At 64.9% G+C, this 14,982-nt stretch carries 12 protein-coding genes; 3 read left to right on the top strand and 9 right to left on the bottom strand.

The features are described 5' to 3' along the window. Nucleotides 1-145 precede the first annotated feature (145 nt). The 9 genes from ACQR2C_RS27585 to ACQR2C_RS27545 all read right to left on the bottom strand — a co-directional run bounded on the left by ACQR2C_RS27585 (nucleotide 146) and on the right by ACQR2C_RS27545 (nucleotide 10,146). Nucleotides 146-1,183, bottom strand: coding sequence for an amino acid ABC transporter substrate-binding protein (locus ACQR2C_RS27585; RefSeq protein WP_315801642.1), 1,038 nt, complete (start codon nucleotides 1,181-1,183; stop codon nucleotides 146-148). Nucleotides 1,184-1,249: 66 nt separating this feature from the next. Next, nucleotides 1,250-1,843, bottom strand: coding sequence for a L,D-transpeptidase (locus ACQR2C_RS27580; RefSeq protein ID WP_434882514.1), 594 nt, complete (start codon nucleotides 1,841-1,843; stop codon nucleotides 1,250-1,252). A gap of 111 nt (nucleotides 1,844-1,954) precedes the next feature. After that, complete coding sequence (locus ACQR2C_RS27575; protein WP_315801641.1) at nucleotides 1,955-2,080, bottom strand: DUF2474 family protein; 126 nt, start codon at nucleotides 2,078-2,080, stop codon at nucleotides 1,955-1,957. Continuing rightward, complete coding sequence (cydB, locus tag ACQR2C_RS27570; RefSeq protein WP_315801640.1) at nucleotides 2,080-3,090, bottom strand: cytochrome d ubiquinol oxidase subunit II; 1,011 nt, start codon at nucleotides 3,088-3,090, stop codon at nucleotides 2,080-2,082. Before cydB ends, ACQR2C_RS27575 begins: the two co-directional genes overlap by 1 nt. Continuing rightward, on the bottom strand, nucleotides 3,087-4,493 hold the full coding sequence (locus tag ACQR2C_RS27565; protein WP_315801639.1) for a cytochrome ubiquinol oxidase subunit I: 1,407 nt from the start codon (nucleotides 4,491-4,493) through the stop codon (nucleotides 3,087-3,089). The genes cydB and ACQR2C_RS27565 overlap by 4 nt, the downstream gene beginning before the upstream one ends. A 369-nt stretch (nucleotides 4,494-4,862) precedes the next feature. Then, nucleotides 4,863-5,474, bottom strand: coding sequence for a sigma-70 family RNA polymerase sigma factor (locus ACQR2C_RS27560; protein ID WP_434847323.1), 612 nt, complete (start codon nucleotides 5,472-5,474; stop codon nucleotides 4,863-4,865). 231 nt (nucleotides 5,475-5,705) lie between these two features. Next, a complete protein-coding gene (locus ACQR2C_RS27555; protein WP_315801637.1) occupies nucleotides 5,706-6,449 on the bottom strand; it encodes a response regulator in 744 nt (247 codons plus the stop codon). Then, entirely contained in the window at nucleotides 6,446-8,191 is a 1,746-nt protein-coding gene (locus ACQR2C_RS27550) for an ATP-binding response regulator (RefSeq protein WP_434882513.1), read from the bottom strand. The genes ACQR2C_RS27555 and ACQR2C_RS27550 overlap by 4 nt, the downstream gene beginning before the upstream one ends. Continuing rightward, the gene (locus tag ACQR2C_RS27545; protein ID WP_409997902.1) at nucleotides 8,161-10,146 is read right to left on the bottom strand and encodes a sensor histidine kinase; all 1,986 of its coding nucleotides are present in this window, start codon (nucleotides 10,144-10,146) and stop codon (nucleotides 8,161-8,163) included. The genes ACQR2C_RS27550 and ACQR2C_RS27545 overlap by 31 nt, the downstream gene beginning before the upstream one ends. 518 nt (nucleotides 10,147-10,664) lie before the next feature. Here ACQR2C_RS27545 and ugpB point away from each other — a divergent pair. The 3 genes from ugpB (at nucleotide 10,665) to ACQR2C_RS27530 (ending at nucleotide 14,807) form a co-directional block, all read left to right on the top strand. Then, nucleotides 10,665-11,990, top strand: a complete 1,326-nt coding sequence (ugpB, locus tag ACQR2C_RS27540; RefSeq protein ID WP_434882512.1) for a sn-glycerol-3-phosphate ABC transporter substrate-binding protein UgpB — start codon at nucleotides 10,665-10,667, stop codon at nucleotides 11,988-11,990. Between the two features lie 27 nt (nucleotides 11,991-12,017). Beyond that, complete coding sequence (locus ACQR2C_RS27535; protein WP_434882511.1) at nucleotides 12,018-12,971, top strand: phosphotransferase; 954 nt, start codon at nucleotides 12,018-12,020, stop codon at nucleotides 12,969-12,971. 213 nt (nucleotides 12,972-13,184) lie between these two features. Beyond that, complete coding sequence (locus tag ACQR2C_RS27530) at nucleotides 13,185-14,807, top strand: ABC transporter substrate-binding protein (protein ID WP_434882510.1); 1,623 nt, start codon at nucleotides 13,185-13,187, stop codon at nucleotides 14,805-14,807. Nucleotides 14,808-14,982 lie beyond the last annotated feature (175 nt).

Raw genomic sequence — 14,982 nt, 5'->3', positions numbered from 1 at the left:
TTTGAGGTGTCAACCATGTCTCCGAACACCTGTCAGCCATGTCCCCGGGCTGAACAGAAGCGAAGCAATCCAGAGTCTCTCTGACAATCCTGGATCGCTTCGTCGCGTTGCTCCTCGCGATGACGGCGAGGGGGAGCGGAAACCCCTACCTGATCGGCGGTGCGTATTGCACGCCGCCGGCGTTCCAGAGCTGGTTCATGCCGCGCGGGATCTTCAGCTTGGACTCGCTGCCGACATTGCGCTCATAGACCTCGCCGTAATTGCCGACGTGACGGATCACGCGCGCCGCCCAATCCTTCGTCAGCCCGAGGTCCTCGCCGTAGCTGCCCTCGTTGCCGACCAGCCGCATCACGTCCGGCTTCTTCGACTTCAGCGCCTCGTCGATGTTCTTGGAGGTGACGCCGAGCTCCTCGGCATTGATCATCGCGTACAGCGTCCACTTGACGATCATCATCCAGTCGTCGTCGCGCTGGCGCACCACGGGCGCGAGCGGCTCCTTGGAGATCAGGTCGGGCAGGATGTCGTGATCGGCGGGCTTCGACAGCGTCAGTCGCAGCGCGTAGAGCTGCGAGACGTCGGCGGTGAAGGTGTCGCACTTGCCGCTGTCATACGCCTTGATGACGTCGTCGAGCTTCGAAAACTTCACCTCCTCATACTTCATGTTGTTGGTGCGGAAATAGTCGCCGAGGTTGAGCGCGTTGGTGGTGGAATCCTGCACGCAGACCTTGCTGCCGTTGAGGTCGAGCGCCGTCTCCAGCTTGCGCGACCGCGGCACCATGAAGCCCTGGCCGTCGTAATAGGCGACCGCGGGGAAATACAGGTCGTAGTTCTGCTCGCGCGCCATCGACCAGGTGGTGTTGCGCGAGAGGATGTCGACCTTGCGGCTCTGCAGCTCCTTGAAGCGCTCACTGGCGTCGAGCGGCACGAACTTCGCCTTCTTCGGATCATCGAAGATCGCGGCGGCCACGGCGCGGCAGAAGTCGACGTCGAAGCCGCTCCAATTGCCCTTATCATCGGGAATCGAGAAGCCGGGCAGGCCGGCATTGACGCCGCACAGCACCTCGCCGCGGCGGATGGTCCGCTTCAGCGTGCGGGTGTCGTACATCTCATAGGTGACGGCGAGCGCCGCGACGAGGACGGCGACGGCGAGCCCGATCAGCAGGCCGCCTCGGAAAGTGCGCATGGTCAATCTCTTTCAAAAAATGTCAGGACGAAGCGATGGCTGGAAAATCGGCGGCCGTGGCCGCCGTTACAGTTCCGGCTTCTGCTTCACGACGACCTTGGTGCCGACGGGCACACGGTCGAACAGGTCGGCGACGTCGGCATTCACCAGGCGGAAGCAGCCGGAGGAAATCTTGGTGCCGATGGTCCAGGGCTGGTTGGTGCCGTGGATGCGGTACACGGTGGTGCCCAGATACATCGCGCGCGCGCCCAGCGGATTGCCGGGGCCGCCGGCCATGAAGCGCGGCAGATAGGGCTGGCGCTGGATCATCTCGGGCGGCGGCGTCCAATCCGGCCACTCGGCCTTCTTGGTGATCGACAGCAGCCCCTGCCACTGGAAGCCGTCACGGCCGACGCCGATGCCGTAGCGGATGGCACGTCCGCCCGGCTGCACGAGATAGAGGTGGCGTTCGGCGGTGGACACGATGATGGTGCCCGGCGGCTCGGTGGTGCGGAAGTAGACCACCTGCTTGCGCCATTCGGGATCGAGCTCGTAGCCGTCATCGGCGACGAGGCCGGGCTGATCGCCGGGGTCCTCGGACTGGGCAAAACTATGCGATGTGGACAGTGCCAGCGCAATGATGGCGCTGGCCGCACACAGCAGGCGACGGAAACTCGGCATTCAAAGCTCTCCTCGACGGACCCCTGCGAAGCTTGCCCGATCAAATCCACCCGCCAAATTTCAGGAGCATATTCGCAGCAAAGTCAAGGTGAGCGCAGGGCGCACCCGCTGTCATCCGAGCTTCATCCAGAGCCGCAGCAGGAAGGCCACCGCGCCGACGGTCGCCACGCCGGCGAGCCACAGCGCAACGAACCAGGCGAGGCGCTTCGCGAGTGGGGCAGGCTGCTCGGAGGGCATCAATGATAGCCGCTGTCGTGCCCGACCTTGCCGCGAAACACCCAATAGGCCCAGCCGGTGTAGGCGAGGATCAGCGGCACCAGCACCAGCACGCCCGGCAGCATGATCAATTGGCTGCGTTCGGGTGCTGCCGCCTGCCAGATCGTGATGCTCTGCGGCACGACGTAGGGATACATGCTGATGCCGAGGCCGGCGTAGGACAGCAAGAACAGCGCGAGCGCGAGAAAGAACGGCCAGCCATCGCGCTTCTGGGCGAGGTTCTTCATCATCAGCACGGTGACGCCAATGACGGCGAGCGGCACCGGCGCGGTGAGAATGATCGCCGGCCACCTGAACCAGCGGTCCGAATATTGAATGGTGAGCAGCGGCGTCCACAGGCTGACGGCGGCAATGGCGAGCAGCATCGCGAACAGCAGGACCCAGCTGATGCGGTAGGCCTTGTCGCGCAGGTCGCCCTCGGTCTTGAGGATCAGCCAGGTGGCGCCGAGCAGCGCATAGCCGATCACGAGCGAGACGCCGGTGAGCAGGCTGAACGGCGTCAGCCAGTCCCACCAGCCGCCGGCATAGTTACGCCCCTCGACATGCACGCCCTGCAGGATGGCGCCGAGCGCGATGCCCTGCGCCAGTGTCGCGACCCAGGAGCCGCCGGCAAAGGCGATGTCCCACAGATTGCGCTGGGCGCGGGTGCGCCAGCGGAATTCGAAGGCGACGCCGCGGAAGATCAGGCCGACCAGCATCGCGATCAGCGGCGCATACAGCGCGGGCATCAGGATCGCATAAGCGAGCGGGAACGCGGCCATCAGGCCACCGCCGCCGAGCACCAGCCAGGTCTCGTTGCCGTCCCACACCGGCGCCACGGTGTTGGTGATGACGTCGCGGTCCTGCCTGCCGGGAAACAGCGGGAACAGGATGCCCAAGCCGAGATCGAAGCCGTCCATCACGACGTAGATGAACACGGCGAGCGCGATGATGAACGCCCAGAGGGTGGCGAGATCGACGGTGACGCTCATGATCCGACGGCTCCCTGCACGACACCGGCGGCCGGCGTGATGCCGGCGGTGCGGACCGGCTGCTCGCTGCTCGGGCCCGGCTCGCCGGGATGCGGCGGCTCAGCCATCAGGCGCAGGATGTACATCACGCCGGCGGCAAAGATGATGAAATACACGACGATGAAGGCGAGCAGCGACGTGCCGACGGCCGGGGCGGCGAGCGGCGACACGGAATCCGCGGTGCGCAGCAGCCCGTACACCGTGAACGGCTGGCGGCCGGTCTCGGTGGTGATCCAGCCGGCCATGACGGCGATGAACCCCGCCGGTCCCATCGCAATCGCGAAGCGGTGCAGGCCGCGGTTGATGTACAGCCGGCCGCGCCAGCGCTCCCACAGGCTGAACCCGCCGAGCGCCAACATCAGCAGGCCCAGGCCGACCATGATGCGGAACGACCAGAACGTGATCGGCACCGGCGGCCAGTCCTGCCGCGGCACGGTGTCGAGCCCGGCCATCGGAGCGTCGATCTGGTGCTTGAGGATCAGCGAGCCGAACTTGGGGATGCCGAGCGCCCATTTCAGCTCGCCCTTGGCCTGGTCGGGCCAGCCGAACAGGTACAGCGGCGCGCCGTCCTTGTGGCTCTCGAAATGGCCTTCCATGGCCATGATCTTCACCGGCTGGTGCTCGAGCGTGTTGAGCCCATGCTGATCGCCGACCAGGATCTGCAGCGGCGCCACCAGGGCGGCCATCCACATCGCCATCGAGAACATCACGCGCGGGCCCGGCAGGTGCGGATTGCGCAGCAGATGCCAGGCGCCGACGGCGCCGACCACGAGCGAGGTGGTCAGATAGGCCGCGAGCACCATGTGCACGAGGCGATAGGGGAAGGACGGGTTGAAGATGACTGCGAGCCAGTCGACCGAGACGAACTGGCCGTCGGCGTTGACGGCATAGCCGGCCGGCGTCTGCATCCAGGAGTTGGCCGAGAGGATCCAGAATGCCGAGATCAGCGTGCCCACTGCGACCATCAGGGTGGCGAGGAAATGCAGCTTCGGGCCGACGCGCTTCAGGCCGAACAGCATGACGCCGAGGAAGCCGGCCTCGAGGAAGAAGGCGGTCAGCACCTCATAGGCCATCAGCGGGCCGATCACCGGGCCGACCTTGTCGGAATACACCGACCAGTTGGTGCCGAACTGGTAGGACATCACGATGCCGGAGACGACACCCATGGCAAACGCGATGGCGAAGATCTTGAGCCAGTAATTGAAGACGTTGAGATAGACGTCGCGTCCGGTCCACAGCCACAGCGCCTCGAGCACGGCGAGGTAGGACGCGAGCCCGATCGAGAAGGCGGGGAAGATGATGTGGAAGGTGACCGTGAAGGCGAACTGCGCGCGCGCCAGCTCAACCGCATCCAAACCGAACATCAGCACCGTCCGTCATTGCCACGGGGCTTGTAGCATCGCCCCATGACGGAAGATTGCACCGGCAACGCACGATATCAAATGGTCAAATCGCCCTATTGGCGGCGTGAGCGATCCCAAACGACGAAGACCCGGCAGGGGCATCCGCCGGGTCTTCGGAGCAACCTTGGAAGGTGGAGGTAACCTTGAATTTGCTCGCTCCAAACCGAGATCAGCTGGGGGACTGAGGCTCGGCTGATGGATAACGTTCTAGCGGCCGAAATTTTCCAGGTGATTTCGCCGATTGTTTCAATTGTTTCGTTCGGCGATTTTCTCGATGTCGTCGTCACGGGAACCCGCCGGGACCTTGGTCCCGACGAGAATGAAGGTGAATCAGGCGGCGAGGCTGTGCACGCCGGCGCCGCGCAGCAGTTCGGCGAGGTGCTTGCGGGCGTAGAACATGCGGGTCTTCACCGTGCTCTGCGGGATGCCGATGATCTGGCCGACCTCCTCCACGGACTTCTCGTGGTAGTAGATCAGGGTGATGATCTCGCGATGCGCCGGCGACAGCTTGGCGACGCAGGCGCGCAGGATGGCGCTGGTCGTCGAACGCTCGAGCGACGTTTCCGGGGTGTCGGAGTCGTCGGCGATCTCGCGCACCTCGTCCTGGTCGATGTCCTCGAACCGGCGCTGGCGCAGTGCGGTCAGCGCCTTGAAGCGGGCGATCGAGAGCAGCCAGGTCGAGACCTGCGAGCGGCCCTCGAACTGCTTGGCGGTGCGCCAGACGTCCAGGAACACCTGGCTGACGAGGTCCTCGGCGACCGTGGTGTCGCGCACGATGCGCAGGATGAAGCGATAGACCCGCACATTGTGGCGCGCATAAAGCGTGTGCATCGCGGTGCGATCGCCATCGGCAATGCTCTCCAGGAGCATGTCGTCCGTGGTCGCCTGGGCTGCGATGATGCCCTGGCTGGCTGCGGAATTGATGGCAACGACGTTCTGCATGGCACTCTCCCGTTCCGCCGCCCCCTTGCGGCGTTTCGACGGGATGGATTGTTAAGGAGCGCCCGTTTCGGGACGTCTGCACGAAAACAGGAAAATGGTTTCGTGCGCCTGCGGAAATGTTTCGTCGCGCCGCACATCGCGAAACAGTCGTGGCGGAATTGTGCCTTATTCCAATTTGCGGAACGAAATGCGGGCGAACAGGTCGCTCCGGCTGCCGCCGGCTGGCCCGCTTCAGGCCTTGTCGCCGGCCGGGGAAAACAGGTAGCCGCCGCCGCGAATGGTCCGGATCACGGCCGGTTTGGTCGGATCCGGCTCGATCTTGCGGCGGATCCGCATGATTCGCAGGTCCACGGCGCGGTCGAAGGCCTCGGCATCGCGGGCATTGGCGAGCTCCAGCAGCCGCTCGCGCGACAGCACCCGCTTCGGGTTGGCGGCGAACACTTTGAGCAGGCCGTACTCGGAAGCCGTCAGCGGATGCTCGTTGCCTTCGTCGTCGCGCAGCGCCTGGGCATCGAGATCCAGCCATTTGGTGCCGAACCGCACCAATTGCGGGTTTTTGGCCTGGGCCGGAGCGGTCTCCGTGACGGCCGCCGCAGCCTTGGCTGGACCGCTGCGGCGCAGCACGGAGCGGATCCGGGCCATCAATTCACGCAATTCGCACGGCTTGGCGACGTAATCGTCGGCCCCGAGCTCGAGCCCGACCACGCGGTCGATCGGGCTGGCGGTGGCCGTCAGCATGATCACGGGGATGTTGGTGCGGCCCTTGAGATCGCGGATGATCGACAGTCCGTCCTCTTCGGGCATGTTGAGGTCGAGCACGACGAGATCGGCCGGGCCGGTTTCGATGGCGCTGCGCAGGCTCTTGCCGCCATCGCACAAGGTCACGGTGAAGCCGTGCATCTTGAGGTAGTCACCCACCATTTCGCGGGCGGGCGCCTCGTCGTCGACGATGATGATGTGCTGGCTCTGACTCATGACAATTCGGCCGCCGGCAGTGTGATGGTGAAGGTCGATCCGGATCCCGGCCCTTCGCTCCTGGCCGTCACCTCGCCACCATGCATGTCGACGATGCGTTTGACAATCGACAGGCCGAGCCCGGTCGAGCTCTCGCCCGCGGTCGGTTTGGCCGACAGCCGCTGGAACCGGCCGAACAGCCGGCCGAGATCCTCCGGCGAGAGGCCAGCGCCCTGGTCGGTGATGCCGATGATGGTGTTGTCGCCATCGTCCGAGGCATTCACGATGATCCTGCCGCCGATCGGGCTGTACTTGATGGCGTTGCTCAAGAGATTGTCGATCGCTTCGCGGATCCGGTCGATGTCGCACATCGTCGACGGCAGCGTCGGCGCCGAGACCTCGATGACCTGTTGCTTGTTGAGGGCGAGCGGCTGGTTGGCCTCGACCACCTCGTGGATCAGGGCTGTGATGTCGACCGGCTCGCGGCGGATGGTGATGTCGAAGGCGTCGGCCATCGCATCCGAGATCAGATGGTCGACCATCGAGGTCAGCCGCTTGGCGGCATCACGGATATGTCCGACCTGGCTGGTGATGCCCTCGGCGGATGCACCGGTTGCGATCAACTCGGTCAGCATTTCCGTGCGGCCGAGAATGACGCCGAGCGGATTCTTCAGGTCATGGGCGACGGTGCCGAGAATCTCGTTCTTGAAGCCGTTGGCGCGCTGCAGCCGCAGCCATTGCGCCGACAGCCGCCGGTTGGCCTGCATCAGCGCGCGGGTGCGCTGGGCGACGCGGTCCTCGAGCTGGGTGTTGGCCTCATGCAGCTGCTGATAGAGGATCACGTTGTCGAAGGCGATCGACAGCCGGCTGGAGAAGATCTCGACCAGCGAGCGGTCGGTCTCGGACAGCGGCCGCTCCGCCTGCAGCAGCACCACGACCTCGCGCCCCGAGCCGGTGCGGACATAGAGCACGGTGCGATGGTCGGCGAATTCGTTGCTGCGCTGCCTGAAGGCGGCCTCGACCATGTCGCGCAGGTCGGGGTCGAGCGAGCGCGAGGTGACGGCGCCGGAGAAGCGGCTGTAGCAGCCGGAGCCGGCCAGCACCGAGAAATCCTCGGTCTGGCTGCCGTCGTCGCGCAGCACCAGGATCCCGGCGCAATCGACGTTGAGCAGCGACGCGATCTGGGTCAGCACGCCCTCGGCCAGCCGCTGCATCGACTTGAAATCATACAGCGTCGAGGCGGCGTCGATGATGATCTCGAGGCCACGCCTTGTCTGCACCATGCGCTCGAGCTGCTGGTAGCTGCGCAGCGCTGCCGTCAGCGAGGTGAACAGCTTGTCGGCGGTGAGCTCGGTCTTGGCCTTGTAGTCGTTGATGTCGTACTGGACGATGACGCGCCGCTCCGGCGCCTGGCCGGGCTGTCCGGTCCGCAGGATGATGCGGACGGTCTCGTTCTTGATCTCGTTGCGGATGTATTCGACGAGCTCGAGCCCGGCGACGTCGGTCTCCATGATGACGTCGAGCAGCACCGCTGCGACGTCGGTGTGCTCCCGCATCAGGGCGCGGCCCTCGGCCGCCGAATAGGCGGAGAGGATTTCCAGCCCCTGGCCGTTCAGGCTGTAGTCCGACAGCGCAAAGCGGGTGCCTTCGTGCACGGCATGGTCGTCGTCGATGACGGCGATCTTCCATTTCCGGGCCGAACGGTCGTCCTCGTCGAAACCGGTATCCTCGATCAGTTGGAGGACATCGTCCTGTTCGGCCATTGCGTCGTTCCGTCACCCATTGCTGTCTCGGCGCCGCCCTTGGCGACCCGCGGCATGATAATCCGAAAGGTGGTGCCTTGTCCCTCGCGGGATTCCAGCATCATGCGGCCGCCAAGCTGCTGCGTCACCAGATTGTAGACGATATGCAGCCCGAGCCCCGTTCCCCCTTCGTTGCGGCGTGTCGTGAAGAACGGATCGAAGGCCTGGCGCTGCACGTCGGGGGTCATGCCGGCCCCGTTATCGGCGAAAATGATCTCGATGTCATCCGCGCCGCGCGGCCGCGCCGTGATCGAGATGGTGCCCGCGCGGCCGTCGGCAAAGGCATGGTTGACGGCGTTGAGGAACAGGTTGGTGAGAATCTGACCGTAGAACCCGGGATAGCCGTCGATGAAGAGCCCTTCGGGGACGTCGACCGCCAGCGTGATCGGCGCGCGCTTGAGCACCGGCTTGAGGCTGGTGATGATCTGATCGGTCGCCTCGCTCAGGACGAAGGTCCGTCGCTCCGCATGGGAGCGGTCGACCGCGACCTGCTTGAACGACTGGATCAACTCGCCGGCGCGCTGCAGATTGGCGACCAGCTGCTCGGACGCATCGCGCGAGGTGCGCACGAACTCCTCCAGCTGCGACCGGCGCAGGCCGCCTTCGGGCGACCGCAGCGCCGCCTCGAACATCTCGACCCGGCGCGCGAAGCTGGAGGCCACCGTCAGGCTGATGCCGATCGGATTGTTCACCTCGTGGGCGACGCCGGCGACGAGCCCGCCCAGCGCCGCCAGCCGCTCGGCATCGATCAGGTTGCGCTGTGCGGCGCTGAGTTCGAGCAGGGCGCTCTCGGCCTCTTCCTTCGCGGCGCGGAGCTCGTCCTCGGTCTTGCGCTTGGCGATCGCGTTCTCGCGGAAGGTCTCGACGGCGCGGGCCATCGCGCCGACCTCGTCGCGCGCCTCGGTGCCTTGGACCTCGCGGTCGTAGTCGCCCAGCATGATCGCGCGCATCGAGGCCATGATCTGCTGCAGCGGCAGCCGGATCGACAAGGCGATCAGCACGCCGGCGGAGAGGATCACTCCCAGGAAGATCACCGCGATCGAGAGGACGCGGCGGGAGATGTCCTTCAACGTCCGATCGAACGTCGCCTGCGCCTTCTGCTCGTGCTGGCGCATCTTCACCGACAGGCCGTCGATGGCGCCGATGGTCTCGGCCTGGCTCGCATCGATGGTGTTGCGCAGCAGCTCGGTGCGGTTGGTGAGCTGATCGGTGAGCTTGGAGAATCCCGCGCGCAGCGCCGCGGTCCGGGCCGACAGCCGCTGCAGCGCCAGGCGCTGCAGATCATTGTCCGCAAGGCTCGACATCACCGGAATGGTCTTCTCGATCGTCTCCGTGTTGCGGCGCGCGTCGTCGGCGGAGGCGGGCGCGAGCGACAGATAGTAGGAATTGGCCGCGACCAGCATGGCGGTGAACGCCTCGCGCGATTTGCCGAGCGAGGGCCAGATCTGCGCGTCGCGATGGCCGGTCGCGCCTTCGATCACCGAATACAGCCCGGCGATGTCGCGCGCGGGGCCGAGAACCTCCTCCTCGTAGGTCTTGGAGATCGTCGCCTGCAGGCTGCGCAGCTCGCCGAAGCCGTCCAGAAAGCGCACGGTGACGCGCTCCAGCTCCTCGACCGACCCCGACAGCATCGGGTCGGTCGAGGCGCGCGTCGTCAGCGTCCCGAGCACGGCCTCGCGCAGCAGCAGGATCTCGGCGAACAGCTCCGGGCTCGGCTGATTGATGTAGCGATGGATGAGGTTATGCAGCCGGCTGGTCTCGCTTTCGAGCAGGGCCAGGACCTTGTCGGATTCGCGGACCTGGCGGACGTCGTCCCAGGCCGTGCCGAGCACCGTCGCGCCATTCCAGATCAGCGCCGCCAGAACGATGACGACCGCCGAGTTCAGCGCGGCGATCGAGAGGATGCGCCAGCGGATCGGAACCGCCCGCAGCGCGCGCACGATTCGTGCCCGCCCCAGGACCGCCAGGCTGAGCGGCCGCGCGACGGATTTCCGCTGCTCGGATCGCGCCACGATCGCTACCTCGGACCGGGCTTACGGAACCGGCCTGCGCGCGATCCGCCGCGGGCGCCCGGATTTGTATGCTGCGGCGCATTTAACCGCGCCGCGGAGTACGGGAGGCGTAAAAGGGACGAGCGGTACCGCGCGCCCGCCTCAGCGCGCATCAGCACCGGCGTGACGTCCACTCTCGAGATCGACGAAAGATGGGCGCGGTACACAGGCAACACTTTCCCCTTGATGATGAGGTCGGCCCGGATGTGAAAAGGTTCAATGCTCTCCCGAACAGGTGCTATAAGTCCATTCTGACGTCAAAGCGATACGCGTCAATGGTTTGTTGATAGTTTGTTGCAGCTCTGGGTTGCTGGGCCCCATTTTCGGTCCGATTGCGATCTCAGCCCAGGCAGATTCATCCATGGAATTGGAGTTGGCTCCCGGTGACGGTCCTCTGGCGTTCTGTTCCGTCTGCAATCCTGCTCTGGACGGTTGTTTGTGCAAGCACGGCCCAGGCCGCGACCGAGATCGTGTGGTGGCATGCGATGTCGGGCGAGCTCGGCAGGCAGGTCGACAGGCTGGCCGCCGACTTCAATGCTTCGCAGTCCGACTATCGCATCGTGCCGAGCTACAAGGGCAGCTATACGGAGACCGTGACGGCGGCCATCTTCGCATTCCGCTCGCGCAGCCAGCCGGCGATCGTGCAGGTCAACGAGATCGCGACCGCGACGATGACGGCGGCCAAGGGCGCGATCTACCCGGTCTACGAGCTGATGCGCGACGAGCAGGAGAGCTTTTCGCCGTCGGCCTATCTGCCCGCCATCGCCGGCACCTATGCCGACGCTGACGGCAACATGCTGTCGTTTCCGTTCAACGCCTCCACGCCCATCCTCTACTACAACAAGGATCAGTTTCGCGCGGCCGGGCTCGATCCGGGCGCGGCGCCGAAGACCTGGCCCGAGCTCGGCAAGGCCGCCCGGCGGCTGCGCGACAATGGCGTTGCCTGCGGCTTCACGACGTCGTGGCCGGCCTGGATCAACGTGGAGAATTTCTCCGCCTTCCACAATCTGCCGATCGCCACGCGGGCCAACGGCTTTGCCGGACTGGACGCCGTGCTGACATTCAATAATCCACAGGTGATTCGGCACATCGCCCAGCTCGCGGAATGGCAGAAGAGCAAGGTCTTCGACTATGGCGGCCGCGGTCAGGCAGCCGAGCCGCGTTTCCAGAAGGGCGAGTGCGGCATCTTCATCGGCTCCTCGGCGACGCACGCCGACATCAAGGCGAATTCGAAGTTCGAGGTCGGCTACGGCATGATGCCGTACTGGCCCGATATTGCGGGCGCGCCGCAGAATTCGATCATCGGCGGCGCGACGCTGTGGGTGCTCCGTGACCGGCCCGCAGCCGAGTACAAGGGCGTGGCCAAGTTCTTCGCCTATCTGTCGCGGCCCGATGTTCAGGCCGCCTGGCACCAGAATACGGGCTATCTGCCGATCACGCAGGCGGCCTTCGATCTGACACGCGCGCAGGGCTTCTACGACCGCAATCCAGGCGCGGCGATCTCGATCGAGCAGGTGACGCTCAATCCGCCCACGGAAAATTCGCGCGGCCTGCGGCTCGGCTCATTCGTGCTGATCCGTGATGCCATCGAGGACGAGATGGAGCAGGCCTTCAGCGGCCGCAAACCGGCGCAGACGGCGCTCGATGCCGCCGCCGAGCGCGGCAACCGTCTGCTGCGCCAGTTCGAGCGCGCGAGCCCGGATCGCTGATGACGGCGTTGCACGAGTGAGCCACTGATGGGCCGATTGCCGGACATCACTGCGGGCGCCGAGCTGCGTGGCCTTCGCGCTGATGTCGCGGCATGGCTGCCGGTGGCGCGCGATATCGTGCGCCACCACGGTTGCGAGCATCCGGGCCTCGCTCCCTTTGCAGCCGGCACCAACCTCGTCGCGGGAATCGGCGGCGAGCTGATCCTGAAACTGTTTCCTCCGTTCCATCGGCGCCAGTTTCTGTCCGAGCGGAGTACGCTGCGCGTGCTCGCCGGACGCTTGAAGCAGGTCGCCACGCCTGAGTTGCTGCACGAAGGTGAATGGGACGACTGGACCTACCTGATCATGACGCGGCTCGACGGCATTCCGGCGGCGGAGGTCTGGCCCGGGCTCGACGAGCGTGCGAAGGAGTCTCTGCTCCGGGATGTCGGACGGCTGGTTGCGGAGGTGCAGCTTGTGCCGCCCGGCGAACTGCACGCGACCGGTCCGCGCTGGTCCGACTTCCTGCAAGGGCAGTTCGCAGGCTGCCGCGCCCGCCATCAGCGGCTCGGTCTGCCGGAGGCGCTGCTTGCCGGCCTGGATGATCTCCTGCGCGACGCCGCCGCGCTGCTGCCTCCGGACCCACGGCCCGTCATCCTGACCGGCGAATACATTCCGGAGAACTTTCTCGTCTCTCGCCATGGTGACGGCTGGCGCATCAGCGGTCTGTTCGACTTCGGTGACGTCATGACCGGCTTCGGTGAATACGACCTGCTCGGGCCGAGCGCCTTCATGGCCGCGGGCCATCCGGACCGCGTGCGCGCGCTGTTCGCGGGATACGGATTTGCGCCGGCCGACGTCACCTGGCAGCTGAAGCGGCGGCTGCTGGTCTTGATGCTGCTGCATCAGGCCAGCGATCCTGTCCGGCACATCTGCATTCCCGATTGGCCCAGCAGGGTCCGCAACTTCGATCAGTTGCAGGCCCTGATCTGGCCGGACTGATGTTCCGGTGTCCCGCCTGCGTAAATCGGTCGCATGGCGTATTGAGAGACTATAATTTGTGCAAATTCGCACTTATGTATGCAATTCTGCATGGAGGTGACGCGACGTTTGAGGTCGTGAGACCCGCAATTTCAATGGTTTAGCCGATCGTGAGGCTTGGCACGAAGCTTGCGATCCTTGTTCCCGCCGGTCGTATTCTGGTGGGAGCATTTGATGAAGCGTCGCGATTTTCTGAAATCCGTGTCCGGTCTGGCTGCGGGAGCCGCGCTGCCAACGGCGCCGGCGATCATGTCGTCCGCCAAGGCCGATGCGCGGTCCGAGACGCTGCTCATCGTCTCCGAGGGCGGTCCAAACAACCTCGACATCCACGGCGTCGGCACCAACGTGCCCGGCTATGAGGTCTCGTGGAATTGCTACGACCGCCTGATCAGCCACGAGATGAAGAGCGGCCCGGGCGGCGTGCCGTATTACGACCGCGACAAGTTCAAGCCCGAGCTGGCCGAGGACATGACCATCGGCGACATGTCCGCCACCTTCAAGCTCCGCAAGAACGCCAAATTCCACGACGGCACGCCGGTCACCGCCAAGGACGTGAAGTGGTCGCTCGATCGCGCCGTCAGCGTCGGCGGCTTTCCGACTTTCCAGATGAGCGCGGGCTCGCTGACCAAGCCGGAGCAGTTCGTCATCGTCGACGACCACACGGTGCGGGTCGATTTCCTGAAGAAGGATCGGCTGACGATCCCAGATCTCGCCGTCATCGTACCCTGCGTCGTGAACTCCGAACTGGTGAAGAAGAACGCCACCGACAAGGATCCGTGGGGGCTCGAATACACCAAGCAGCAGACCGCGGGCTCCGGCGCCTACAAGGTGACGAAGTGGACCGCCGGTACCGAAGTGATCATGGAGCGCAACGACGACTGGGTGTGCGGTCCGCTACCCAAGATCAAGCGCGTGATCTGGCGCATGGTGCCGCAGGCCGGCAACCGGCGCGCGCTGCTCGAGCGCGGGGATGCCGACATCTCCTATGAGCTGCCGAACAAGGACTTCCAGGAAATGAAGTCGAACGGCAAGCACACCGTGATCTCATTGCCGATCTCCAACGGTATCCAATATATCGGCATGAACGTGACCAAGCCGCCGTTCGATAATCCCAAGGTTCGGCAGGCGCTCGCCTATGCAATGCCCTATCAGAAGATCATCGATGCCGTGATGTTCGGCCTGGCCAATCCGATGTTCGGTGCGCCAGCCGACAAGGCGACCGAGGTGGCGTGGCCGCAGCCGACCAAGTACTTCACCGACATGGAGAAGGCAAAAGCGCTGCTGGCGGAAGCAGGCTACCCCAACGGCTTCGAGACCACGATCTCCTTCGACCTCAATTTCGCACAGGTCAACGAGCCCTTGTGCGTGCTCGTGCAGGAGAGCCTCGCTCAGCTCGGCATCAAGACCACGATCAACAAGGTGCCCGGCGCCAACTGGCGTACCGAGCTGAACAAGAAGGAGATGCCGCTCTTCACCAACATCTTCTCGGGCTGGCTCGATTATCCCGAGTATTTCTTCTACTGGTGCTATCACGGCAACAATTCCGTGTTCAACACGATGAGCTACAAGTCGCCGGTGATGGACAAGTTCATCGACGGCGCGCGTGACGCCGCCGCGGCCGGGGACAAGGCGACGTATGATGCCGATGTGAAGGGCTTCGTCGACCTCGCCTTCGCCGAGGTGCCGCGCATCCCGCTGTATCAGCCGTTCGTCAACGTCGCGATGCAGAAGAACATCTCAGGCTATCAGTACTGGTTCCACCGTCGGCTGGATTATCGCGCGCTGGTGAAGGGATGAGCTGCGTGAGCTGCCTTGGTTATGTGAGCCGAGCTCTCTCACTCCCTCCCCCCTTGTGGGGGAGGGGCGGGGAGGGGGGTAACCCCACCCACCGTCGCCGCGGCTCACCCCCCACCCCAGCCCTCCCCCACAAGGGGGGAGGGAGCAGACTGCGTATTGTCGTGGGAGCGGTGGA

The sequence above is a fragment of the Bradyrhizobium sp. HKCCYLRH3061 genome (assembly GCF_051168015.1).
Lineage (GTDB): Bacteria > Pseudomonadota > Alphaproteobacteria > Rhizobiales > Xanthobacteraceae > Bradyrhizobium.
Note: the sequence above shows the minus strand (reverse complement) of the source record. Positions and strands in the feature narration are given on the sequence as shown.

What these genes read in the sequence shown, in the direction of transcription:
- cydB (WP_315801640.1), bottom strand. Translation starts at nt 3,090, where the DNA reads ATGAGCGTCACCGTCGATCTCGCCACCCTCTGGGCGTTCATCATCGCG.
- ACQR2C_RS27535 (WP_434882511.1), top strand. Translation starts at nt 12,018, where the DNA reads ATGGGCCGATTGCCGGACATCACTGCGGGCGCCGAGCTGCGTGGCCTT.
- ACQR2C_RS27580 (WP_434882514.1), bottom strand. Translation starts at nt 1,843, where the DNA reads ATGCCGAGTTTCCGTCGCCTGCTGTGTGCGGCCAGCGCCATCATTGCG.
- ACQR2C_RS27560 (WP_434847323.1), bottom strand. Translation starts at nt 5,474, where the DNA reads ATGCAGAACGTCGTTGCCATCAATTCCGCAGCCAGCCAGGGCATCATC.
- ACQR2C_RS27530 (WP_434882510.1), top strand. Translation starts at nt 13,185, where the DNA reads ATGAAGCGTCGCGATTTTCTGAAATCCGTGTCCGGTCTGGCTGCGGGA.
- ACQR2C_RS27565 (WP_315801639.1), bottom strand. Translation starts at nt 4,493, where the DNA reads ATGTTCGGTTTGGATGCGGTTGAGCTGGCGCGCGCGCAGTTCGCCTTC.
- ACQR2C_RS27555 (WP_315801637.1), bottom strand. Translation starts at nt 6,449, where the DNA reads ATGAGTCAGAGCCAGCACATCATCATCGTCGACGACGAGGCGCCCGCC.
- ACQR2C_RS27575 (WP_315801641.1), bottom strand. Translation starts at nt 2,080, where the DNA reads ATGCCCTCCGAGCAGCCTGCCCCACTCGCGAAGCGCCTCGCCTGGTTC.
- ACQR2C_RS27585 (WP_315801642.1), bottom strand. Translation starts at nt 1,183, where the DNA reads ATGCGCACTTTCCGAGGCGGCCTGCTGATCGGGCTCGCCGTCGCCGTC.
- ACQR2C_RS27550 (WP_434882513.1), bottom strand. Translation starts at nt 8,191, where the DNA reads ATGGCCGAACAGGACGATGTCCTCCAACTGATCGAGGATACCGGTTTC.